This window comes from Streptomyces sp. NPDC050528 (genome assembly GCF_044457795.1).
In the GTDB taxonomy this organism is placed as follows: Bacteria; Actinomycetota; Actinomycetes; order Streptomycetales; family Streptomycetaceae; genus Streptomyces.
The window spans coordinates 385348-408251 of record NZ_JBITHH010000011.1 but is presented as its reverse complement, the minus strand read 5'-3'; the positions used below and the strand labels follow the sequence as shown (position 1 = coordinate 408251).

Genomic DNA, 22904 nt, shown 5'->3' with positions numbered 1-22904 from the left:
AATCTCGTCACATTCCTCGTCGGGGAGCCTTCACGTCGGCTCCCTGGCCGGCGGCCACTTCCCGCAGATACGGGTTGGTGGCGCGCTCCTGGCCGATGGTCGTCTGGGGGCCGTGGCCGGACAGCACCACGGTCGAGTCGTCGAGCGGCAGGCACACACGGGCCAGCGAGTCGAGGATCTCGGCGTGGGAGCCGCCGGGCAGGTCGGTGCGTCCGATGGAGCCGGCGAAGAGCAGATCCCCGGAGAAGAACACGGAGGGGATCTCCGTGGTCTCGGGCATCCGGAAGGTCACCGACCCCTTCGTATGGCCCGGCGCGTGCGCGACCGAGAACTCCAGTCCCGCCAGCTCCAGCCGCGCTCCGTCGGTCAGCTCCTTGACGTCGTCCGGCTCCCCCACGGTCAGCTCGCCCATCAGCGGCATCCCGATCGAGCGGCCGAGCGCCTTCTCGGGGTCGCTCATCATGAACCGGTCCGCGGGGTGGATCCAGGCCGGCACGTCGTGCGCGCCGCACACCGGGACGACCGAGGCCACATGGTCGATGTGGCCATGGGTGAGGACGACCGCGACGGGCTTGAGCCGATGCTTCCTGAGCGCTTCCTCGACTCCCTGGGCGGCCTGATGGCCCGGGTCGATGATCACGCACTCCTCACCGGCGGCGGGGGCGACGAGATAACAGTTCGTCCCCCAGGCCCCGGCGGGGAACCCGGCAATGAGCACGATCGTCCTTCGTTGTGTCGATACGGGAGGGGATAAGGATCCCTGCCTCAGTGGTCAGAGCCTACCGGCGCTGCCGAATCCTCAGCGAACCCATATACGGTACGGGGCACACGCAGGCGGTCGGCTCACAAGACGCACGCGTCCCAGTCGACGTACGAGACGCATGAGGAGAGAATCCGGTGGTCACCCAGGAACAGCGGAAGCGGCAGCTCGCGCGGGAGAAGTTCTTGCGGCAGCAGCAGCGGCGTACGTCCGCTCGACGCAAGGCGCGCATGCGCAACTCGGTGATCGCGTCGGTGCTCGGCGTGATCGTGATCGGCAGTGTCGCGCTGTACACGACCGGCGTCCTGAAGAACGACGACGACAAGTCGAACGCGAGCGCGGACGTGACGCCCAGCGCCTCGGCGACGAGCAAGGCGCCCGACCCGTGCGCGAAGCCGGCGGCGGGCAAGGTCAAGACGCTGACGTGGAAGAAGGAGCCGGCGGTCACGATCGACAAGTCGGCGAAGTACACGATGAAGCTCGCGACGACCTGCGGTGACATCGGCATCGCGCTGAAGACGTCGGCCGCGCCGCACACCGTGAACTCGTTCAACTTCCTCGCGAGCAAGGGCTTCTTCGACCACACGAAGTGCCACCGGCTCGTCACCAGCGGCATCTACGTGCTGCAGTGCGGCGACCCGACGGGCTCGGGCAGCGGCGGTCCCGGGTACACGATCCCGGACGAGAACCTGAAGGACACCAGCCTCAAGGGCGGGATCTACCCGGCGGGCACGGTGGCGATGGCGAACACCGGTCAGAAGCACACCGGCGGCAGCCAGTTCTTCCTCGTCTACAAGGCCAGCACGCTCCCGGCGAGCTACACGCCGTTCGGCACGATCGACGCCGCGGGCATGAAGGTCCTGAACAAGATCGCCGCTGCTGGGGCGCAGGCCGCCGACCCCACGACGGGCAACACCGCTCCGAACGCGACGGTCGTGATCAACAAGGCGACCGTCACGAAATCCTGACCGTCAACAGCGAAATTTCGGTCGCGCTGGATGCGGACAGGCCGCCCGCCGGTCGCCTATGTTGGCCGTGACGAAACTGTGGACGATGCCCGGGGGCACAGAGGCCCTGTGCAGGCATCATGTGGAGGAGGCGCTGTGAGCAGCGACCCGTGGGGCCGCGTCGACGAGACGGGGACCGTGTACGTGCGTACGGCCGACGGCGAGCAGGTCGTCGGTTCCTGGCAGGCCGGCTCCCCCGAGGAGGCGCTGGCCTACTTCGAGCGCAAGTATGAGGGCCTGGTTGTCGAGATCGGCCTCCTCGAAAAGCGAGTGAAGACCACCGACCTGTCGGCGAAGGACGCGCAGGCCGCCGTCGACCATCTCCGTGAGCAGGTCGACGCCCACCACGCGGTGGGCGACCTGGCGGCGCTGGGCGTCCGGCTGGACAAGCTGGTGGAGACCGTCGAGGCGCGCCGCGAGGAGCGCAAGCAGCAGCGCGCCAAGCAGTCCGACGAGGCCCGGCACTCCAAGGAGGCGCTGGTAGTCGAGGCGGAGGAGCTGGCGCAGTCCGACCAGTGGCGGGCGGCCGGTGAGCGGCTGCGCGCGCTGGTGGACACCTGGAAGGGGCTGCCGCGCCTGGACCGCAAGTCGGACGACGAGCTGTGGCACCGCTTCTCGCACGCCCGGTCGGCCTTCTCCAAGCGCCGCAAGGCGCACTTCGCGTCGCTGGACGCGCAGCGCGAGGACGCCCGCAAGACCAAGGAGAAGCTGGTCGCCGAGGCCGAGGGTCTGTCGGCCTCGCAGGACTGGGGTCCGACAGCCGCGCGCTACCGCGAGCTGATGGCCGACTGGAAGGCGGCGGGCCGCGCCCAGCGTGAGCACGAGGACGATCTGTGGAACCGCTTCCGCGGCGCCCAGGACGTCTTCTTCGCCGCGCGCAGCTCGGTCTTCGCCGAGCGGGACGCCGAGCAGACGGAGAACCTGAAGCTCAAGGAGGAGCTGGCCGAGGAGGCCGAGAAGCTCCTGCCGGTGACCGACCTGAAGGCGGCCCGCGCGGCCTTCCGCTCGATCAACGAGCGCTGGGAGGCCATCGGTCATGTGCCGCGTGACTCCCGCCCGAAGGTCGAGGGCCGGATGCACACGGTCGAGCGGGCCCTCCAGGAGTCCGAGGAGACCGAGTGGCGCCGGACGAACCCGGAGGCACGCGCGCGTGCCGAGGGTCTGACCGGTCAGCTCCAGGCCGCCGTGGACAAGCTGAAGGGCCAGATCGAGCAGGCCAGGGCCCAGAACAACACGTCCAGGGCCGACAAGCTGGAGCGCGAACTGGAGGGCCGCCAGGCCCTGTTGGACCAGGCGCTGAAGGGCTTGCAGGAGTTCGGCGGCTGACGCTCCGCACTCCCGGCTTCGACCAGGGCCCCCGTACCTCGTGTACGGGGGCCTTTCGGTTGCCCGGCGACGGGTTTACGGGCGATCGGGTTCCCCGCGGCGCCCGTGAAATTCGCCCCTATTCGGTGGTTGGTTTTTCGGCCATATTCCGTGATTGACTTGATCACGCAGGCCAGGACCAAGGCCTGTTCAACAATAGCAAAAGAACTTTAAAACAGGGGAAAAATGCGAATCCGTACAGCGGGAATCGCGCTGACACTGACCGCCGCGACCGCAGTCGGCGGGGCGGTGGTCGCACCGAGCGCCTATGCGGCCAATCACGTGTCCAGCAATGTCTACAAGTTCTATCCCGGCGGCGGCGCGGGCCATACGCGCACCGGCGAGATCGACTTCGTGGTGACCACGACCCGCGACAGCAAGAACAAGCTCGTCGACGTCAAGGCGACACTGTCCGGCCACAACAACGTCCAGGGACAGGCGCTGGGCATCAAGATGGACTTCACGCAGCCATACGTGAAGGAGGGCTCCGACGGCCGCTACCAGGTCACGGGCAAGGTGGTGCTCCAGGCCTGCATCGCCAAGAAACTTCCCGTGTGCGGCCCCTCGGGCACGGTGACCTTCAATGACGTCGTCAACATGTACGGACCGCAGTCCCCGGCGCACGCCACGACGTCCAACACGCGGGTCTGGCCCATCTATTCGACCCCGTGAACAATGGCAGTGGGCAATACCCGTGAGTGATATCCGTGAGTGATATCCGGGAGGACATGATGAAAAGGTTGTGGGCAGGTTTTTCCGGTGTGCTGCTGGGCCTCGTTCTCGTGGTCGTCGGCCTTGGCTATCTGTCCGACGAGCCGAATAAATCAGCATGGATTTCCGGTATCGGCTTCCTGCTGCTGGTGGCCGGAGCCGTCCTCTCGGTGAGGTACGTGAAACGACTGCGGTCGTGAACCCATGAATCGGTACGAGTGAGGCCGGGCAGCGCGCGCTGCCCGGCCTCACTCGTACGACGTCGCGGAACGGCCTCTAGCGCTGCTGCCGGGCCGACGTCACCCGGTACACGTCGTAGACGCCCTCCACTCCCCTGACGGCCTTCAGGACGTGTCCCAGGTGCTTGGGGTCGCCCATCTCGAAGGTGAAGCGGGAGGTGGCCACGCGGTCGCGGGAGGTCTGGACGGCCGCGGAGAGGATGTTGACGTGCTGGTCGGACAGGACGCGGGTGACGTCCGAGAGGAGCCGGGAGCGGTCCAGGGCCTCCACCTGGATGGCGACCAGGAAGACCGAGGACTGGGTGGGCGCCCACTCGACCTCCAGGATGCGCTCGGGTTCGCGGGACAGTGACTCCACGTTGACGCAGTCACTGCGGTGAACCGATACGCCGCTACCCCGGGTGACGAAACCGATGATGGGGTCACCGGGGACGGGCGTACAACAGCGGGCCAGCTTGACCCACACGTCCTCGACGCCCTTGACGACGACACCGGGGTCGGCGTTCGACCGGCGCTTGCGCCCTCGGCCGTGCGCCGGCGGCACGCTCTCGTCGATCTCCTCGGTGGCCGCCTCCTCGCCGCCGAGCGCCTGCACCAGCTTCTGTACGACGTTCTGCGCGGCGACATGGCCCTCGCCGATCGCCGCGTACAGCGAGGAGATGTCGGGGTAGCGCATCTCGTGCGCGAGCGTGACGAGGGAGTCGCCGGTGAGGATGCGCTGGATCGGCAGGTTCTGTTTGCGCATCGCGCGGGCGATGGCGTCCTTGCCCTGCTCGATCGCCTCGTCGCGGCGCTCCTTGGAGAACCAGGCTCTGATCTTGTTGCGGGCGCGCGGCGACTTCACGAAGCCGAGCCAGTCTCGGGAGGGGCCCGCGCCGGGTGCCTTGGAGGTGAAGACCTCCACCAAGTCGCCGTTGTCCAGGGTGGATTCGAGCGGTACGAGCCGTCCGTTGACCCGTGCTCCTATGGTCCGGTGGCCGACCTCGGTGTGCACCGCGTAGGAGAAGTCCACCGGGGTGGCGCCCGCCGGCAGCGCTATCACGTCGCCCTTGGGCGTGAAGACGAAGACCTCGTTGCGGGACAGGTCGAAGCGCAGGGACTCCAGGAACTCGCCCGGGTCCTCGGTCTCCTTCTGCCAGTCGAGCAACTGGCGCAGCCACGCCATGTCGTTGAGGTGGTCGTCCTTGCCGGTGGTCCGGGGCGCGTCCGAGCGCACCTTGGAGGTGCCGGCGACGGCCTCCTGCTTGTACTTCCAGTGCGCGGCGATGCCGTACTCGGCGCGGCGGTGCATGTCGAAGGTACGGATCTGGAGCTCAACTGGCTTGCCGTTGGGGCCGATCACCGTCGTGTGCAGCGACTGGTACATGTTGAACTTGGGCATCGCGATGTAGTCCTTGAACCGGCCGGGGACCGGGTTCCATCGCGCGTGCACCGTGCCGAGGGCCGCGTAGCAGTCGCGGACGGTGTCCACGAGGACGCGGATGCCCACCAGGTCGTAGATCTCGGCGAAGTCGCGGCCGCGGACGATCATCTTCTGGTAGACGCTGTAGTAGTGCTTCGGGCGGCCGGTGACGGTCGCCTTGATGCGGGCGGCGCGCAGGTCGGTCTGGACCTCGTCGGTCACTATGGCCAGGTATTCGTCACGCTTCGGTGCCCGCTCGGCCACCAGCCGGACGATCTCGTCGTACATCTTGGGGTAGAGGATCGCGAAGGCGAGGTCCTCCAGTTCCCATTTGATGGTGTTCATGCCCAGGCGATGGGCGAGCGGCGCGTAGATCTCCAGGGTCTCGCGCGCCTTCTTCTCCTGCTTCTCGCGCTTGAGGTAGCGCATGGTGCGCATGTTGTGCAGCCGGTCGGCGAGCTTGATGACGAGAACCCGAGGGTCCTTGGCCATGGCGACGACCATCTTGCGCACGGTCTCGGCCTGCGCGGCCTCGCCGAACTTGACCTTGTCGAGCTTGGTGACGCCGTCGACGAGGAGGGCCACGGAGTCACCGAAGTCGCGGCGGAGCTGGTCGAGGCCGTACTCGGTGTCCTCGACGGTGTCGTGCAGCAGGCCGGCCATGAGGGTCGCCGGGTCCATGCCGAGCTCGGCCAGGATCGTCGTCACGGCGAGCGGGTGCGTGATGTACGGGTCGCCGCTCTTGCGCTTCTGGCCGCGGTGCCAGCGCTCGGCGACCTGGTAGGCGCTCTCGACCTGGCGGAGGGTGGCCGTCTCGATCTTCGGGTCGTTGCTGCGCACTATCCGCAGCAGGGGCTCCAGGACCGGGTTGTACGGGTTGGAGCGCTGGACGCCGAGACGGGCGAGGCGGGCGCGGACGCGGTTGGAGGAGCCGCCGCCGGTACGTGCGGGCTGGCCGGCCGTCGGACGGGGCGCGGGAGCGGCCGCCGGGGCCGGCTTGGGGCGCGCGGACTCGGCCGCCTTGTCGGCGGGCGCCGACCGGTCGTGCTCCGCCGCCGGGAGCGGTTCGCTCGGTGCGGTGCTCGCGCTCGTGGCGGGCTCCGCCGCGGGGCCCGGGGTGGGCTCGGGCTTGGCGGCGGTCAGGGGCTGGGCCTCGTCTGCCAAGAGGACTCCTCGTGCGCGATCCGGGTCCCCCGGTCAGGCTCCGGAGTGCCCATGGTAGCGATCCCGGGCTCCGGGCTCGCCTTCAGGCCGATGTGAGGCCCGTCTACGGATGAAACACGAGGGGCTGCCACCGGCATTCCGGAGATGACGTGGGGGCGCCTTGGAGACGTCCGGCGGGGGTATTCCGGGCCGGGCGACGGGGGCCGGAGGTACCTGGCCAAGCGCGGCGCGATCACGGCTCGTCAGGGCAGAGGACGACGGACCGGAAGCACCTGGCCGAGCACGGCACCACCGCGGCTCGTCCCGGCAGGCGATCGAGGAAGGACCGGAGGTGTCCGCCTTACCACCGCGCCACCGTGGCTCGTCCGGGCAGACGACCGAGGAGGAGCCGAAGCTACCCGGCCGACCACCCCGCCATCACAGCTCGCCCCGGCCGACAGCGACAGACCGAGACACCTGGCCAAGCGCGCCGCACCCACCACAGCACCTCCGGGCAGACGACCGAGGAGAAGCCGGAGAGGCCCGCCCGACCACACCCGCACCATCACGGCTCGTCCCGGCGGCGGATGACGCCCGACCGGATACACCTAACCAAGCACTGTGCCCATCGCAGCCGATCGGACAGGAGCCGGGGGTACCCGGCTGACCGCCCTGCCATCACGACTCGTCCCAGCGGACAACGGCCGACCGAAGACACCTAACCAAGCACGACACCATCGCAGCTCGACCGGGCAAGAGACCGGGGTGCCCGGCCGGCCGCCGGGCAATCGCGGCTCGTGCGACCTCGCGGTGGAGCAGCATTTGGATACAGCCCCGCGCGCCCCGGGGCACGGAAACGGCCGCCCCGGTGGTGCCGGGGCGGCCGTTCTCGAAGCGTCGCAGGGCGCGTGCGTGCTGGCGGTGTCAGACCACCAGCAGTGCTTCCAGCGGGGCGCCTTCCAGGGACGGTTCCAGGCGGGCGCGGCCCGCGAGGAAGCCCAGTTCCATGAGGACCGCGAGGCCGGCGACCTGGGCGCCCGCCCTGCGGATCAGCTGGACGGAGGCCTCGGCGGTGCCGCCGGTGGCCAGGACGTCGTCGACGACCAGGACGCGGTCACCGGCGCTCAGGTCCTCGGCGTGCACCTCGATCTCGGCGGAGCCGTACTCCAGGTCGTACGCCTGGCTGAGGGTCGCTCCGGGGAGCTTGCCCGCCTTGCGCACGGGGATGAAGCCGACGCCCGCGCGGACGGCCACCGGGGCGCCGAGGATGAACCCGCGGGCCTCCAGGCCCACGACCTTCGTCGCACCGGTGCGCACGACGACCTCGGCGAGGGCGTCCGTGAGCGCCGTGAACGCGGCCGGGTCCGCCAGGAGCGGGGTGATGTCCTTGAACACCACACCCGGCTCCGGGTAGTCGGCCACATCGCGGATACGGCTGAGCAGCAGCTCCTGGACGTCGGTCATCGGCGCTTCCCCGAGGGACGCCCGCGGCCGCGGTTGCGGGACGCCGGCTGGGTGCGCGGGCCCACGACGGCTGCCGCGTCCTCGGGCTCGTCGTCGTAGTCGTCGTCCGTCTGGGCGGTGACCTCGGGCTCGACCGGCTCACCCTGCGCGGCGGCCTGGGCCCGCTTGGCGAGGACGCGCTTCTTGAGCGCCTTCATCTGCGGCTCGGCCTCCTTGAGGTCGGCGACGAGCGGCGTGGCGATGAAGATCGAGGAGTACGCACCGGCCGCGAGACCGACGAACAGCGACAGCGAGATGTCGTTGAGGACACCCGCGCCGAGGAACCCGCCACCGATGAACAGCAGGGCCGCGACCGGCAGCAGCGCGACCACCGTGGTGTTGATGGAGCGGACCAGCGTGCCGTTGATCGAGCGGTTGGCGATGTCGCTGTAGGTCCAGCGGGTCTGCTTGGTGATGCCCTTGGTCTGCTCCTTGAGGCTGTCGAAGACGACGACCGTGTCGTAGAGCGAGTAACCGAGGATGGTCAGCAGACCGATCACCGTGCCGGGCGTGACCTCGAAGCCGACGAGGGCGTAGATGCCGATGGTGATGGTGATGTCGTGGATCAGGGCGACGAGCGCGGCCAGGGCCATGCGCCACTCGAAGGCGATCGCCAGGTAGATCACGACCAGCACCATGAAGATCGCCAGGCCCTCCCAGGCCTTGTTGGCGACCTGGTCACCCCAGCTGGGGCCGACCAGGTCGGCGGCGATGCTCTCGGTGCTGACGTCGAGGTCCTTCGCCAGCTTCGTCTTGATGCTGTCGGACTTGTCGGTGTCGATGCCCGCGATCTGGATGCGCAGACTGCCGTCGCCGAGCTTCTGGACGACCGCGTCGTGACCGGAGGCGTCCTCGGCGTACTTCTCGGCCTGGGTCACCGAGGCGCTCATGTGCTTCGGCGTGGTGAAGGCGGCGCCGCCCTGGAACTCGATGCCCATGTTCAGGCCGCGCACCGTCAGGCCGAGGATGGCCGTGATGGTGATCAGGATCGAGATGCCGTACCAGATCTTGCGATTGCCGACGAAGTCGTAGCCGACCTCGCCACGGTGCAGCCGGGCGCCGAGGTTGCCGAGCTTCGACATCTCACGCCTCCTTCGGGTCGACAGGGCCCGCGGCGGAACCGGCGGGACGGCGGGTGCGGCGCAGCGGCGGTTTGGCGCCCAGCGCCTTCGGGTCGATGCCGGACCACTTGTGGCCGTCCGCGAAGAACTTCCTGCGGGCGAGGATGGTCATCAGCGGCTTGGTGAACAGGAAGACGACGACCACGTCGAGCACGGTGGTCAGACCGAGGGTGAACGCGAAGCCCTGGACCTTGCCGACGGTGACGATGAACAGCACCGCGGCGGCGAGGAACGACACGAAGTCGGAGACCAGGATGGTGCGCCGCGCGCGGGGCCAGGCCCGCTCCACGGAGGGACGCAGCGAACGGCCTTCGCGGATCTCGTCCCGGATGCGTTCGAAGAACACGATGAACGAGTCCGCGGTGATACCGATCGCGACGATCGCACCGCAGACGGCCGGCAGGTTCAGCGCGAAGCCGATGCCCGGGCCGAGCAGCGCCATGATCACGTACGTGAGGATCGCGGAGACCAGCAGCGAGGGGATCGCGATGACCGACAGACCGCGGTAGAAGATCAGCAGGTAGATGACGACCAGCGCGAGGCCGATCGCGCCCGCGATCAGACCGGCGTGCAGCTGCTCACCGCCGAGGGCCGCGGTCACCGTGGTGACGCTGTCCTCCTTGAAGGTCAGCGGCAGGGCGCCGTACGACAGCATGTTGGCGAGGCTCTGGGCCTCCTCCTGGGTGAAGCTGCCGGAGATCTCCGCGCTGCCGCCGGTGATCGACGAGCTGACGGAGGGGCTGGAGACGACCTGGCCGTCGAGGACGATGCCGAACTCGTTCTGCGGGGCGGTGTTCTTCGCCAGCTCACCGGTGACCTTGGCGAACTTGTCGCCGCCCTTGCCGGTGAAGTCCATGGTGACCTGCCAGCCGGCGGCGGTCGTCGTGTTCAGGACGGCCGCGGCCTTCTTGACGTCGGTGCCGTCCACGGCGGCGGGGCCGAGCACGTACTTGTACCAGACGCCCGAGACCTGGCCGCAGGCCACGGTCGCGTCGCCGGCCTTGGCGGTCTTGCCGGCGGTGTTCTGGACCGACTTCTTGGAGCAGTCGAGCGCGGTGTACTGGGCCTCCAGCTTGGCGGCCGCCGCGCTGGCGGCGGCGCTGCTGCTCGCCGAGGGGGTGGCGCTGGCCGAGGCCGTGGCGCTGGGGCTCGCGGACGAGGTGGCGTCTGCCTTCAGCGCGTCGCTGGCGGCACGGCCCTGAGAGGTGGCGGTGGCCGTCGGGGTCGCGGAGCCGGTCGAGGAGGCGGTCGCCTTGGAGCTGGCCGTGCTCGACGGGCTGCTGGAGGCGCTGCCGGACGCGCTCGGGGACGGGGTCGTCGTCGCGGCGCCCGTGGACGCCTCCGTGGCCAGGACCGGGCGGAAGTACAGCTTGGCGGTCGTACCGACCTGCTGCCGCGCCTCCTCCGAGTTCGTGCCCTTCGGGATGTTGACGATGATGTTCCTGGAGCCCTGGGTCTGGACCTCGGCCTCCGAGACACCAAGACCATTGACACGGCGGTTCATGATGTCGACCGCGGTGTCCATGTTGGTCTTGTTGATCGACGATTCCTCGCCGGGCTGGGCCACCGCCCGCAGGGTGATGCTCGTGCCGCCGGCCAGGTCGATGCCGAGACGCGGAGTGTTGTGCCCGGATGCGAACATGCCACCGGTGAGCGCCACGATGGCGATCAGGATGAGGGCCAGCGAGCGCCACGGCTTGCTCTGGGCGCTCGCGCTGCGGCCCCTCTTAGGTGCTGCCACCTTCTCGTACTCCCTCTCGGGCCGCTCCGCGCCGGGTCAGCGCGGCTACGGCCATGACATGGTGTCGGGATCCCGTACGAACGACGCACGTACCCGGGGTGCGCGGGGCGCGAGCGGGTCGCGCCGCGCTCCCGGGACGTGACTACTTCGCGTCGGACTCGCCGTCGGACTTCTTCGGCTCTTCTTCCGTCTTCGCCTCGGCGGGCTTCGCCGGCTCCTCGGTGGCGTCGGCCGGCTCGTCGGCCGCGTCCTTCTTGCCGAGGTCGATGGGCTTGTCGTCGGAAGAGTCGGCGGCGGGCTCGTCGGTCTCGGTGAGGGAGGAGGCGTCGTCCGGGACGATGTCGGTGTCGTCCTTCAGGTCGTGCTCGATGCCGTGGACGATGCGGTTGTACTCGTCGTCGGTGAGGACGGCGCCGATCGCGTTCTTCGCGAAGAGGAGCTCGACGCCGGGGCCGGCGTCGAGAAGGACCGTCTCCTCGTTGACCTCCTTGACCGTCGCGTACACGCCCCCGATCGTGCGGACGCCGGTGCCGGGCTGCATGTCATTACGCATCGACGCGGCCGCCTGCTGCTTGCGCTTGGCAGAGCGGGTCATCAGGAACATGGCCCCGATGAGCACGATGAACGGGAGGAGGGTCACGATATTCACGGGACGGAATTTCCTTCGCACGACCGCGGCGGTGAGCGGCCTGGTGGATGGGGGTGGTCGGCGCCGCCCACAAAGGCGGCATCGGCGGAGTCTAAGCGAGTCCACGCTGATGGAACAACGCTCAGCATGGCACCGGGGTTCCTGACCCGGCCAGCGCCCCCGCCGTCACGCCCCGAACAGGTCCCCTTGTCCGTTTCCCCCGGTTGACGAGCGGGGCGGGGTGAGGCCGAGATGCGCCCACGCGGCGGGGGTGGCGACGCGTCCGCGCGGGGTACGGGCCAGCAGTCCCTCCCGTACGAGGAAGGGTTCGGCGACCTCTTCGACGGTCTCGCGCTCCTCCCCCACGGCGACCGCGAGCGTGGACAGGCCGACCGGTCCGCCGCCGAACAGCTTGAGCAGGGCTTCGAGGACACCCCGGTCGAGCCGGTCGAGGCCGCGGCCGTCGACCTCGTAGACCTTGAGGGCGGCGCCGGCGATGTCCTGGGTGATGAAGCCGTCGGCCTTGACCTGCGCGTAGTCCCGGACGCGGCGCAGCAGTCGGTTGGCGATACGGGGGGTGCCGCGGGAGCGGCCGGCGATCTCGGCGGCGCCGGCGGGGTCGATCTCCACGTCGAGGAGGTTCGCCGAGCGGTGGATGACGCGCTCCAGCTCGGTGGGTTCGTAGAACTCCATGTGCGCGGTGAAGCCGAAGCGGTCGCGCAGCGGGGGCGGCAGCAGTCCCGCGCGCGTGGTGGCGCCGACCAGGGTGAACGGCGGGAGTTCGAGCGGGATCGCGGTGGCACCGGGGCCCTTGCCGACGATGACGTCGACGCGGAAGTCCTCCATCGCCATGTAGAGCATCTCTTCGGCGGGCCGGGACATGCGGTGGATCTCGTCGAGGAAGAGGACCTCGCCCTCCTGGAGGGAGGAGAGGATCGCGGCGAGGTCGCCGGCGTGCTGGATGGCGGGCCCGCTGGTGATGCGGATCGGGGCTTCCATCTCGGCCGCGATGATCATCGACAGGGTGGTTTTGCCGAGGCCGGGGGCACCGGAGAGCAGCACGTGGTCGGCGGTGGCGCCACGCGCGCGTGCGGCGCGCAGCACCAGGTCGAGCTGTTCGCGGACCTTCTCCTGGCCGATGAACTCGCCCAGGTCCTTGGGGCGCAGGGCGGCCTCGACGGCCTGGTCCTCGCGGTCGGCGACCGAGCCCACCAGCCGCTCGGCGGCGGTCTCGTCGGTCATGTCGTCCCAGTTCACTGACGGTTCTCCTAGCGGGCGCGGTTCAGGGTCTGCAGGGCCGCCTTCAGCAACTGCCCCACCTGAGGCGTGCCTTGAGCGGCCTCGGCCTGCGGTGCTACGGCGGCCACCGCCTCGTCGGCCTCGCGGGTGGCGTACCCGAGGCCGATGAGCGCGGCGTGCAGCTGATCGCGCCAGCCGCTGGTGACGGGGGCGCCGATCGCCGGGGCCGACCCCACCGGTGCGCCGAGCCGGTCCTTGAACTCCAGCAGCAGTTTCTGGGCGCCCTTCTTGCCGATGCCGGGCACGGCCATCAGCGCCTTCTCGTCCCCGGCGGCCACCGCTCGACGCAGCGCGTCCGGGGTGTGCACCGCGAGCATCGCCTGCGCGAGCCGGGGTCCGACGCCGGTCGCGGTCTGGAGCAGCTCGAAGATCTGGCGTTCGTCGTCGTCCACGAAGCCGTACAGGGTGAGCGAGTCCTCGCGGACGACGAGGGAGGTGGCGAGCTTGGCCGGCTTGCCGAGGCGGAGCGTGGACAGCGTGTTCGGCGTGCACTGGACGGCCATGCCGACACCACCGACCTCGACCACCGCGGCGTCGGGGGCGAGAGCGGCGACCGTGCCACTGACGAAGGCGATCATGCGGTACGGCCTTTCGATGCGTGCGGGGTCTTCGGTGCTTGCTGGGCCTGCGGGGTTTTCAGCGTGCCGGCCGCGTGTTGGGCGACCGCCTGTTGCAACCGGTTCTGGGCGACGGCCTGTTGGAGGCGGTGGGTCGCGGGGCCGCGCCAGATGTGGCAGATGGCGAGGGCGAGTGCGTCGGCCGCGTCGGCGGGCTTCGGGGGCGCGTCGAGCCGTAGCAGCCGGGTCACCATCGCGCCGACCTGGGCCTTGTCGGCACGGCCACTTCCGGTGACGGCGGCCTTGACCTCGCTGGGGGTGTGCAGGGCGACGGGGATTCCGCGCCGCGCGGCACAGAGCATCGCTACGGCGCTGGCTTGCGCGGTGCCCATCACCGTACGGACGTTGTGCTGGCTGAACACCCGCTCCACAGCGACGAATTCGGGCCGGTGTTCGTCCAGCCATGCCTCGATGCCCTGCTCGATGGCGACGAGGCGCAGCCCCAACTCGGCGTCCGCAGGGGTCCGTACGACACCGACGCCGACCATGGTGAGCGGCCGACCGGCGACGCCTTCGACGACACCGACACCACATCGGGTGAGCCCAGGGTCGACACCCAGTACCCGCACTCCAACCCCCCTCGTTCGATCGCCTGTTTGTGCAGGCTATCGGGTGTCACTGACAAAGCGACGGGCCGACGGGGTGTGTCCCGTCGGCCCGTTGAACCGCTTGTTCGACTTCGGCTCGCGGCAGCGCTACGCGTCGACCTTCTCCATGACCTCGTCGCTGACGTCGAAGTTGGCGAAGACGTTCTGCACGTCGTCACTGTCCTCCAGGGCGTCGATCAGCTTGAAGATCTTGCGGGCGCCGTCCTCGTCGAGCTCGACCTGCATGGTCGGGACGAAGTTGGCGTCGGCGGAGTCGTAGTCGATGCCGGCGTCCTGGAGCGCGGTGCGGACCGCGACCAGGTCGGTGGCCTCGGAGATGACCTCGAAGGACTCACCGAGGTCGTTGACCTCCTCGGCGCCCGCGTCGAGCACGGCACCCAGGACGTCGTCCTCGGACAGCTCGCCCTTGGGGACGACGACGACACCCTTGCGGTTGAAGAGGTACGAGACGGAACCGGGGTCGGCCATGTTCCCGCCGTTGCGGGTCATGGCGACACGCACGTCCGAGGCGGCGCGGTTGCGGTTGTCGGTGAGGCACTCGATGAGCACCGCGACACCGTTCGGGCCGTAACCCTCGTACATGATCGTCTCGTAGTCGGCGCCACCGGCTTCGAGACCGGCACCGCGCTTGACCGCGGAGTCGATGTTCTTGTTCGGGACCGAGCTCTTCTTGGCCTTCTGGATGGCGTCGAACAGCGTCGGGTTGCCGGACACATCGGCACCACCGGTACGGGCCGCGACCTCGATGTTCTTGATCATCTTCGCGAAGAGCTTGCCGCGCTTGGCGTCGATCACGGCCTTCTTGTGCTTCGTCGTAGCCCATTTAGAGTGGCCGGACATCTGCCTGTCTCCTTCGCGTAACCCAACTCTTTACGAACCCCAGAGATCCTACTAGGACCCCGGAGCCAGGTTCGCGCGCACCATGTCGACGAACAGGGAGTGCACGCGGTGGTCGCCGGTCAGTTCCGGGTGGAACGACGTGGCGAGCGCGTTGCCCTGGCGGACCGCGACGATGTGGCCCTCGTGTTCGGCGAGGACCTCGGTCTCGGCACCGACGGACTCGACCCAGGGGGCGCGGATGAAGACGCCCTCCACAGGATCGCCCTCAATGCCCCGGACGTCGACAGCTGCTTCGAAGGACTCGTTCTGACGTCCGAAGGCGTTGCGGCGCACGATCATGTCGATGCCGCCGATCGTCTCCTGGCCCGAGCGCGGGTCGAGGATCTTGTCGGCGAGCATGATCAGGCCGGCGCAGGTGCCGTAGACAGGCATTCCGGCACGCACGCGTGCACGCAGCGGATCCATCACTCCGAAGAGGACGGCCAGCTTGGAGATGGTGGTCGACTCACCCCCGGGGATGACGAGACCGTCCACCTCGGCGAGTTCCTCGGGGCGCCTGACCTGCCTGGCCACGGCGTCGGCCGCGGCCAGGGCGATCAGGTGCTCCCGTACGTCGCCCTGGAGGGCGAGCACTCCGATGACGGGAGTGGTCATCACCAGCCCCGGTTCGCGTAACGCTCGGTCTCCGGGAGGGTGTCGCAGTTGATGCCGACCATGGCCTCGCCGAGGTTGCGGGACGCGTCCGCGATGATCTTCGGGTCGTCGTAGAAGGTGGTCGCCTTCACGATGGCGGCGGCGCGCTTGGCCGGGTCGCCGGACTTGAAGATGCCGGAGCCGACGAAGACGCCCTCGGCACCGAGCTGGCGCATCAGCGCGGCGTCGGCGGGGGTGGCGACACCACCGGCGGAGAACAGCACGACCGGGAGCTTGCCCAGTTCGGCGACCTCGCGGACGATCTCGTACGGGGCGCGCAGCTCCTTGGCGGCGGCGTACAGCTCGTTGTTGTCGAAGCCGCGCAGCTTGGCGATCTCGTTCTTGATCTGGCGCAGGTGGCGGACCGCCTCGACGACGTTGCCGGTGCCGGCCTCGCCCTTCGAGCGGATCATCGCGGCGCCCTCGGCGATCCGGCGCAGGGCCTCGCCCAGGTTGGTGGCACCGCAGACGAAGGGGGTCGTGAAGGCCCACTTGTCGGAGTGGTTGACCTCGTCGGCCGGGGTGAGGACCTCGGACTCGTCGATGTAGTCGACGCCGAGGGACTGCAGGACCTGGGCCTCGACGAAGTGGCCAATGCGGGACTTGGCCATGACCGGGATGGAGACCGCCTCGATGATCTCCTCGATCATCGTCGGGTCGGACATCCGGGCCACGCCGCCGTCCTTGCGGATGTCGGCGGGGACCCGCTCCAGGGCCATGACGGCCACGGCACCGGCGTCCTCGGCGATCTTCGCCTGCTCGGCGTTGACCACGTCCATGATCACACCGCCCTTGAGCTGCTCGGCCATACCGCGCTTCACGCGCGCGGTGCCGGTCTCGGGAGTCTGGGCGGAGCTGGGGGTGCTGGACACGGGGTGACCTCACTCGGTGAAAGAGGGTTTCTGCAGTACCGAGGAAACGCGAGAGGCGCAGGCCACAGCAAGGGCCAATGGGGAGGCGGTGGATCATTTTCGAACCCCCGTACCTCACGGCTGTGCCCTAGGGCCATGGTCTACGGCGGTTCTCCACGGCTGTTTTCTACGGCTGTGCCGTGCCGTTGCGTTCTATGCCGCCCGGTCCACCAGTGCCGCCGGTGGCTCGTCGTCCATCTCGAAGGCCATCGGGAAGGGCGCGTGTCCGGCCAGCCGGAACCAGCGGACCTTGCGGTGCCGGCGCAGGGCGCGGGCCGCGCGTACGGAGTCGTTGTGGAAGCGCCGGGCCATGGGCACCCGCCGTACCGCCTCGGTGAGTTCGCGGGCCGCCGCCTCTCCCCCGGGTGCCTCGCGGACGCCCTCGACCTGCGGGGCCTCGGCGAAGACGGCACGCAGGGCTTGGCTCAACTCGCTCTCGGCGACCTCCCGTTGCTCCTCCTCGGCCTGCCGGGCGGCGTGCGCGGCCTCGTAGAGGACGATCGAGGCGGCCGGGTCGAGAACGCCGGAGGTGGCCAGTTCCTGGGTCACCGAGGCGCGGCGCAGCAGTTGGGCGTCGAGTGCCGCGCGAGCCGCGTCGATCCGGGCGTGCAGCCGGTCGAGCCGTCCGGCGGTCCAGCTCAGGTACAGGCCGATCGCGACGACGGCGACGAGGATCCAGATCAGAGTTGCGGTCACGGACGGCAACCCTACGGGGCCGTTCCACTTGGGTTGACCGGGTCTCGTGCGGGGAGTTGGTGGGGGTGTCGGTGTTGGCGTTGTGGGGGCTGCCGCCCCCACGCCCCCGCTTCGGCCTGGACGGCCTCGTCCTCAAACGCCGGACGGGCTGATGGTGCCCGGCGTGTCCGAGAAGTTGCCGCTCCCTCAGTCCCGCGCCAAGCCGAACCTCGCCCGCAACCCCGTCCGTTCGTCCGTCGCCACCGCCGCCGCACCCGCCGTCACCGTCTCGTACACCGACAGGATGTCCGCGCCGACCGTCGACCAGTCGAAGCGGCGCACATGGGAACTCCCGCTCCGGCGCAGCTCCGCCAGGCGCTCGGGGTCGCCCAGGAGTCGTACGGCCGCCTCGGCCAGGGCGTCCGCGTCCTCGTTGGGGAACAGTTCGCCGGCGCCGCCCTGGTCGAGGACCTGGGCGAAGGCGGGGAGGTCGGAGGCGAGGACGGGGGCGCCCGCCGACATGGCCTCTACGAGGATGATGCCGAAGCTCTCGCCGCCGGTGTTGGGGGCTACGTAGAGGTCGATGCTGCGCAGGAAGCGGGCCTTGTCGTCGTCGCTGATCATGCCGAGGAACTCGACGCGTGAACGCAGTTCCTTGGGGAGCGATTCGACGGCCTCCTCCTCGTCGCCGCGGCCGGCCACCAGGAGCCTGGCCTGCGGGTGTTCGGCGAGGATCTTCGGCAGGGCCTTCATGAGCACCGGGAGGCCCTTGCGGGGTTCGTCGATGCGCCCTATGAAGCCGATCGTGCCGCCCTGCCACTCCGGCTTGGGTTCGGCTCGGGCGAAGAAGTCGACGTCGACGCCGTTCGGGATGACGACAGCGTCGCCGCCGAGGTGTTCGACGAGCGTGCGGCGGGCGTACTCGCTCACGGCGATGCGCGCGCTGATCTTCTCCAGGGCGGCCTGGAGGATCGCGTACGCGGCGATCATCGCCCGGGAGCGCGGGTTCGAGGTGTGGAACGTGGCGACGATCGGGCCCTGTGCCGCCCAGCACGCCAGGAGGCCCAGGGACGGCGAGGTCGGTTCGTGGATGTGGATGACGTCGAACTCGCCGTCGTGCAGCCAGCGTCGGACCCGGGCGGCGGAGAGGAAGCCGAAGTTCAGGCGGGCCACCGAGCCGTTGTACGGCACCGGGACCGCGCGGCCGGCCGAGACGACGTACGGCGGCAGCGGGGTGTCGTCGTCGGCCGGGGCCAGGACGGAGACCTCGTGGCCGAGCCGGATGAAGTACTCGGCGAGGTCCCTGATGTGGAACTGGACGCCGCCCGGCACGTCCCAGGAGTAGGGGCAGACGATGCCGATCCTCACGAGGGCCCCTTCGTGGGGTCGAGATCCGCGAGCCACAAGCGCTGCAGCATGTGCCAGTCCTCCGGATGGTCGGCGATGCCGGTGGCGAAGGCGTCTGCCAGCGCCTGTGTGATGACAGACGTCTTCTCGGCCCGGTCACCTGACTCGGGCACCTCGACCGGTGGGTGGACCCGGCCCTTCATGACGGGTGAGTCGTCGTACCAGAGGGTCACGGGGAGCAGGAGTGCGCCGGTCTGCTGGGCCAGGAGGGCCGGGCCGGCGGGCATGCGGGTGGGCTCGCCGAAGAACTTGACCTCGACGCCGGAGGCGGACAGGTCGCGTTCGGCGACCAGGCAGACCAGGCCGCCGTCGCGCAGGCGGCGGGCGAGCGTGCCGAAGGCGGTGCCGCCGCTGTGCGGGAGGACCTCCATGCCGAGGCCCTCGCGGTAGGTGACGAAACGGTCGTAGAGCGTCTCCGGCTTGAGGCGTTCGGCCACCGTGGTGAACGGGGTCTCCAGCTTGGTGGTGACCCAGGCGCCGGCGAGGTCCCAGTTGGCCATGTGGGGCAGCGCGAGGATGACACCGCGGTCGGAGGCGATGCCGTCGGTGAGGTGGTGGACGTCCTTGGGGTCGAAGCCCGTGCGGATCCGGTCGGCGCTCCAGGCGGGGAGCCGGAAGGACTCCATCCAGTAGCGCAGGTACGAGCGCATGCCCGCGCGCGAGAGCTCGGCGAGCCGCTCGGGGCTCGCGTCGGGCACCACGCGCGCGTAGTTGCTCTCCAGCCGCCGTACGCCCTTGCCGCGTCGCTTCCAGGCGAGGTCGGCGACGGTTCGGCCGAGCCGGACGGCGGCCGGCTCGGGGAGCTTCTTGACGGCGCTCCAGCCGAGGCCGTAGAGCGCGTCCGTCAGCCGCTCCTGGGCACTGCTCACGGAGTCGCCCCGCTGCTGTGCTGCTCTGGTGCCTCCTGAGCCTCCTGGGCCGCCGTGGCGTCGGCCTCGGCGGCCTCGCGGCGGACCGTGACGACGCGCTGGATCAGCGTGACCAGGCTGCCGACGGCGACGATCCACAGCGCGATCGGCAGCAGCCACTGGATGCCCGGGACGCCGAACTTGTGCAGACCGGCGAGACCGCACGCCACGAGTGAGATCACGAGCCGCTCGGCGCGCTCGACCAGGCCGTTGACGGCGACCGGCAGGCCGATCGATTCGCCGCGCGCCTTGGTGTACGACACGACCTGGCCGCTGGCCAGGCAGAAGATCGAGACGGCGCACAGGGCGATGTTGTCGCCGCCGCCCGCGTACCAGAGGGCCAGGCCGCCGAAGACCGCGCTGTCGGCCACCCGGTCGAGCGTGGAGTCCAGGAAGGCGCCCCAGCGGCTGGAGCGGCCCAGCTGGCGGGCCATGTTGCCGTCGACGAGGTCGGAGAACACGAACAGCGTGATCACGACCGTGCCCCAGAAGAACTCGCCCATGGGGTAGAAGACCAGCGCGCCCGCGACCACTCCGGCGGTGCCGAGGAGGGTGACCATGTCGGGGCTGACGCCCCGGCGGATCAGAAACGCGGCGAACGGCGTGAGGACACGCGTGAAGAATGCACGCGCGTACTTGTTCAGCATGGCCTTCCCGGAGGGTCGGTTTCGCCGCGCGGCCCCTGCTGGCCACCGGCTGGCCCATCGTAGCCACGCGCGCGCGTGGGCGACGGCCGGGCACCCGTGCGCCCGTGTTTCGCATGGCCGCGGCACGACTCGATGCCGTCGGTGCCGGCGGCCGGATCGCGTCCGCTGTATGGACGCACCGTGACCGGAGTGGAAAGCTCGAAGCACCGCGGGCGTCATCGGAGCCGCCACCGCACGCGGCTGCGTGTGTCCGCGCCCACAGTGACCTCACCGTGCACGGGAGGCAAGGCCATGGGCGACAAGGCGAACGCACACCCCGGAGCCGCCGGCAGGGCTACAGCGGCCGACCACCCCGCGTCCGTACGGAATGTGGTGCTGGTCGGCCACTCCGGATCGGGCAAGACGACTCTGGTGGAGGCCCTCGCGCTGACCGCGGGGGCGGTGAACCGGGCGGGCCGCGTGGAGGACGGCGGCACCGTCTCCGACTACGACGAGATCGAGCACCGGCAGCAGCGCTCGGTGCAGCTCTCCCTGGTGCCCGTCGACTGGGACGGGTACAAGGTCAATCTTCTCGACACCCCCGGGTATGCCGATTTCGTCGGCGAGTTGAGGGCCGGTCTGCGCGCGGCGGACGCGGCCCTCTTCGTCGTCTCGGCCTCCGACGGCGTGGACGGCTCGACCCGCATGGTGTGGGAGGAGTGCGCGGCGGTCGGCATGCCGCGCGCCATCGTCATCACGCATCTGGAGTCCGCCCGCGCGGACTTCGAGAGCATGACCCGCACCTGCGCGGAGGCGTTCGGCGCGGACGACCCCGACGCCGTACTCCCGCTGTATCTGCCGCTGCACGGCGCGCCGGGGCCGGACGGGCACGCGCCCGTGACCGGTCTGGTCGGGCTGTTGTCGCAGAAGCTGTTCGACTACGCGTCCGGGGAGCGCAAGGAGTCCGAGCCCGGGGCCGACCAGCTGCCCGGGATCGAGGAGGCCCGCAACCGGCTCATCGAGGGGATCATCGCGGAGAGCGAGGACGAGACCCTCATGGACCGCTATCTCGGCGGCGAGGAGATCGACGTCAAGACGCTGATCGGCGATCTGGAGCGGGCCGTGGCGCGCGGGGTCTTCTTTCCCGTTCTGGCGGCCGCTCCGGCCACCGAGGGAGCCCGGCAGGGTCTGGGCACGGTTGAGCTCCTGGAGCTGATCACAGGCGGCTTCCCGACCCCGCTGGAGCGCACGGCGCCCGGGGTCACCACGGTCGACGGCAGGGCGCGGGAGCTCACGTCGTGCGATCCGAACGGTCCGCTGGTCGCCGAGGTCGTGAAGACCGCCTCCGACCCGTACGTCGGCCGCGTCTCCCTGGTGCGTGTGTTCTCCGGGACGCTACGGCCCGACGCGACCGTCCACGTCTCCGGGCACGGGCTCGCCGACCGCGGCCACGAGGACCACGACGTCGACGAACGCGTCGGCGCCCTCTCCGTGCCCTTCGGCAAACAGCAGCGGGCGCTCACGCACTGCATCGCGGGCGACCTCGCGTGCGTGGCGAAGCTGGGCCGCGCGGAGACCGGGGACACCCTCTCGGCCAAGGACGACCCGCTCCTGATGGAGCCCTGGGAGATGCCGGACCCGCTGCTGCCGCTCGCCATCCAGGCGCACAGCAAGGCGGACGAGGACAAGCTCTCGCAGGGCCTGAGCAGGCTCGTCGCCGAGGACCCCACCATGCGCCTGGAACAGAACCAGGACACCCACCAGGTCGTCCTGTGGTGCCTCGGCGAGGCCCACGCGGACGTCGCCCTGGAACGGCTGCGCAGCCGCTACGGCGTCCAGGTCGACCTCGTCCCGCACAAGGTCTCCCTACGGGAGACGTTCGCCGCCAAGGCGCAGGGGCGCGGCCGGCACGTCAAACAGTCCGGCGGGCACGGGCAGTTCGCGATCTGCGAGATCGAGGTCGAGCCGTTGCCGGGCGGCACGGGCATCGAGTTCGTGGACAAGGTCATCGGCGGCGCGGTGCCGCGCCAGTTCATCCCGTCGGTGGAGAAGGGCGTAAGGGCCCAGGCAGCACGGGGAGTTGCGGCCGGACATCCCCTTCTGGACGTACGGATCACGCTCCTGGACGGCAAGGCGCACTCGGTGGACTCCTCGGACGCCGCGTTCCAGACGGCCGGGGCGCTGGCCCTGCGGGAGGCCGCGGTCGACGCGAAGATCCACCTCCTGGAACCGGTGGCCGAGGTGACCGTGCTGGTCGGCGACGACTACGTGGGCGCGGTGATGAGCGACCTCTCCGGACGGCGGGGCCGCGTGCTCGGCACCGAACAGACGACCGGCGGGCGTACGTTGATCCGCGCCGAGGTGCCCGAGATAGAGATCGGCCGCTACGCCGTCGACCTCCGCTCCCTCTCGCACGGCACCGCCCGCTTCAACCGCGCCTACGCCCGCCACGAGCCGATGCCTCCACAGATCGCCGAGCGGATCCGCGAAGCGGCGGGCGACGCCTAGCAGTTGATGCAGAGTGACTCACTTGTGGCGCGCGGCTACCCACAAGTGACCCGAAGGGAACGATCAGTTCCGGGTCGGCGGGCAGCTTCGGCTGTCCGCCGACGAATGTCAGTGATGGCCGATACGCTGATGACCTGATCAACAGGTGTGCGGAGCACGGAAGTCGGGAAAGCCGCAGAAGCGGGAGCAGCG

At 69.7% G+C, this 22904-nt stretch carries 21 protein-coding genes; 5 read left to right on the top strand and 16 right to left on the bottom strand.

The genetic code is table 11. The features are described 5' to 3' along the window. Positions 1–7 precede the first annotated feature (7 nt). Positions 8–718, bottom strand: coding sequence for an MBL fold metallo-hydrolase (locus ACIBK4_RS35300; protein ID WP_399001439.1), 711 nt, complete (start codon positions 716–718; stop codon positions 8–10). A 179-nt stretch (positions 719–897) separates the two neighbouring features. On the opposite strand from ACIBK4_RS35300, the gene ACIBK4_RS35295 reads away from it, so the two are divergent. The 4 genes from ACIBK4_RS35295 to ACIBK4_RS35280 all read left to right on the top strand — a co-directional run bounded on the left by ACIBK4_RS35295 (position 898) and on the right by ACIBK4_RS35280 (position 4043). Beyond that, on the top strand, positions 898–1728 hold the full coding sequence (locus tag ACIBK4_RS35295) for a peptidylprolyl isomerase (RefSeq protein WP_399001436.1): 831 nt from the start codon (positions 898–900) through the stop codon (positions 1726–1728). A 135-nt stretch (positions 1729–1863) separates the two neighbouring features. Further along, entirely contained in the window at positions 1864–3093 is a 1230-nt protein-coding gene (locus ACIBK4_RS35290; RefSeq protein ID WP_399001434.1) for a DUF349 domain-containing protein, read from the top strand. 225 nt (positions 3094–3318) lie between these two features. Then, on the top strand, positions 3319–3804 hold the full coding sequence (locus ACIBK4_RS35285; RefSeq protein ID WP_399001432.1) for a hypothetical protein: 486 nt from the start codon (positions 3319–3321) through the stop codon (positions 3802–3804). A gap of 35 nt (positions 3805–3839) precedes the next feature. Next, the gene (locus tag ACIBK4_RS35280) at positions 3840–4043 is read left to right on the top strand and encodes a hypothetical protein (RefSeq protein ID WP_399001430.1); all 204 of its coding nucleotides are present in this window, start codon (positions 3840–3842) and stop codon (positions 4041–4043) included. Between the two features lie 76 nt (positions 4044–4119). Here ACIBK4_RS35280 and ACIBK4_RS35275 read toward each other — a convergent pair whose 3' ends face one another. The 15 genes from ACIBK4_RS35275 to pgsA form a co-directional block, all read right to left on the bottom strand. After that, positions 4120–6648: a RelA/SpoT family protein gene (locus ACIBK4_RS35275; protein WP_399001428.1), complete on the bottom strand. Its 2529-nt coding sequence runs from the start codon at positions 6646–6648 to the stop codon at positions 4120–4122. 903 nt (positions 6649–7551) lie between these two features. Further along, the gene (locus ACIBK4_RS35270) at positions 7552–8091 is read right to left on the bottom strand and encodes an adenine phosphoribosyltransferase (RefSeq protein WP_399001426.1); all 540 of its coding nucleotides are present in this window, start codon (positions 8089–8091) and stop codon (positions 7552–7554) included. Next, complete coding sequence (secF, locus tag ACIBK4_RS35265; RefSeq protein ID WP_399001424.1) at positions 8088–9212, bottom strand: protein translocase subunit SecF; 1125 nt, start codon at positions 9210–9212, stop codon at positions 8088–8090. Before secF ends, ACIBK4_RS35270 begins: the two co-directional genes overlap by 4 nt. 1 nt (position 9213) lies before the next feature. Then, positions 9214–10992: a protein translocase subunit SecD gene (secD, locus tag ACIBK4_RS35260; RefSeq protein WP_399001422.1), complete on the bottom strand. Its 1779-nt coding sequence runs from the start codon at positions 10990–10992 to the stop codon at positions 9214–9216. A gap of 142 nt (positions 10993–11134) precedes the next feature. Then, on the bottom strand, positions 11135–11641 hold the full coding sequence (gene yajC, locus ACIBK4_RS35255; protein ID WP_399001420.1) for a preprotein translocase subunit YajC: 507 nt from the start codon (positions 11639–11641) through the stop codon (positions 11135–11137). Positions 11642–11806: 165 nt separating this feature from the next. Then, a complete protein-coding gene (gene ruvB, locus ACIBK4_RS35250) occupies positions 11807–12877 on the bottom strand; it encodes a Holliday junction branch migration DNA helicase RuvB (protein ID WP_399001418.1) in 1071 nt (356 codons plus the stop codon). An 11-nt stretch (positions 12878–12888) separates the two neighbouring features. Next, entirely contained in the window at positions 12889–13497 is a 609-nt protein-coding gene (ruvA, locus tag ACIBK4_RS35245) for a Holliday junction branch migration protein RuvA (RefSeq protein WP_399001416.1), read from the bottom strand. Further along, positions 13494–14105 carry a crossover junction endodeoxyribonuclease RuvC gene (ruvC, locus tag ACIBK4_RS35240; protein WP_399001414.1) on the bottom strand — a complete coding sequence of 204 codons (612 nt, stop codon included), beginning with the start codon at positions 14103–14105 and terminating at the stop codon, positions 13494–13496. Before ruvC ends, ruvA begins: the two co-directional genes overlap by 4 nt. Positions 14106–14231: 126 nt before the next feature. Then, positions 14232–14984, bottom strand: coding sequence for a YebC/PmpR family DNA-binding transcriptional regulator (locus ACIBK4_RS35235; RefSeq protein ID WP_352180401.1), 753 nt, complete (start codon positions 14982–14984; stop codon positions 14232–14234). Between the two features lie 51 nt (positions 14985–15035). Then, positions 15036–15638, bottom strand: coding sequence for a pyridoxal 5'-phosphate synthase glutaminase subunit PdxT (pdxT, locus tag ACIBK4_RS35230; RefSeq protein WP_318015194.1), 603 nt, complete (start codon positions 15636–15638; stop codon positions 15036–15038). Continuing rightward, on the bottom strand, positions 15638–16549 hold the full coding sequence (pdxS, locus tag ACIBK4_RS35225) for a pyridoxal 5'-phosphate synthase lyase subunit PdxS (RefSeq protein WP_200686525.1): 912 nt from the start codon (positions 16547–16549) through the stop codon (positions 15638–15640). The genes pdxT and pdxS overlap by 1 nt, the downstream gene beginning before the upstream one ends. 192 nt (positions 16550–16741) lie before the next feature. Next, complete coding sequence (locus ACIBK4_RS35220; RefSeq protein WP_366434270.1) at positions 16742–17284, bottom strand: hypothetical protein; 543 nt, start codon at positions 17282–17284, stop codon at positions 16742–16744. Between the two features lie 186 nt (positions 17285–17470). Continuing rightward, on the bottom strand, positions 17471–18631 hold the full coding sequence (locus ACIBK4_RS35215) for a glycosyltransferase family 4 protein (protein WP_399001410.1): 1161 nt from the start codon (positions 18629–18631) through the stop codon (positions 17471–17473). Continuing rightward, entirely contained in the window at positions 18628–19539 is a 912-nt protein-coding gene (locus ACIBK4_RS35210; RefSeq protein ID WP_399001408.1) for a phosphatidylinositol mannoside acyltransferase, read from the bottom strand. Before ACIBK4_RS35210 ends, ACIBK4_RS35215 begins: the two co-directional genes overlap by 4 nt. After that, positions 19536–20225, bottom strand: a complete 690-nt coding sequence (pgsA, locus tag ACIBK4_RS35205) for a phosphatidylinositol phosphate synthase (RefSeq protein WP_399001406.1) — start codon at positions 20223–20225, stop codon at positions 19536–19538. The genes ACIBK4_RS35210 and pgsA overlap by 4 nt, the downstream gene beginning before the upstream one ends. Before the next feature lie 291 nt (positions 20226–20516). On the opposite strand from pgsA, the gene ACIBK4_RS35200 reads away from it, so the two are divergent. Then, positions 20517–22712 (top strand): elongation factor G-like protein EF-G2, encoded by a 2196-nt coding sequence (locus ACIBK4_RS35200; protein ID WP_399001404.1) that lies wholly within the window; start codon positions 20517–20519, stop codon positions 22710–22712. Positions 22713–22904: the final 192 nt, after the last annotated feature.

Coding starts and splice junctions, on each gene's coding strand:
- ACIBK4_RS35270 (WP_399001426.1), bottom strand. CDS start 8,091: ATGACCGACGTCCAGGAGCTGCTGCTCAGCCGTATCCGCGATGTGGCC.
- secF (WP_399001424.1), bottom strand. CDS start 9,212: ATGTCGAAGCTCGGCAACCTCGGCGCCCGGCTGCACCGTGGCGAGGTC.
- ACIBK4_RS35285 (WP_399001432.1), top strand. CDS start 3,319: ATGCGAATCCGTACAGCGGGAATCGCGCTGACACTGACCGCCGCGACC.
- pgsA (WP_399001406.1), bottom strand. CDS start 20,225: ATGCTGAACAAGTACGCGCGTGCATTCTTCACGCGTGTCCTCACGCCG.
- pdxT (WP_318015194.1), bottom strand. CDS start 15,638: ATGACCACTCCCGTCATCGGAGTGCTCGCCCTCCAGGGCGACGTACGG.
- ACIBK4_RS35235 (WP_352180401.1), bottom strand. CDS start 14,984: ATGTCCGGCCACTCTAAATGGGCTACGACGAAGCACAAGAAGGCCGTG.
- ruvA (WP_399001416.1), bottom strand. CDS start 13,497: ATGATCGCCTTCGTCAGTGGCACGGTCGCCGCTCTCGCCCCCGACGCC.
- ACIBK4_RS35200 (WP_399001404.1), top strand. CDS start 20,517: ATGGGCGACAAGGCGAACGCACACCCCGGAGCCGCCGGCAGGGCTACA.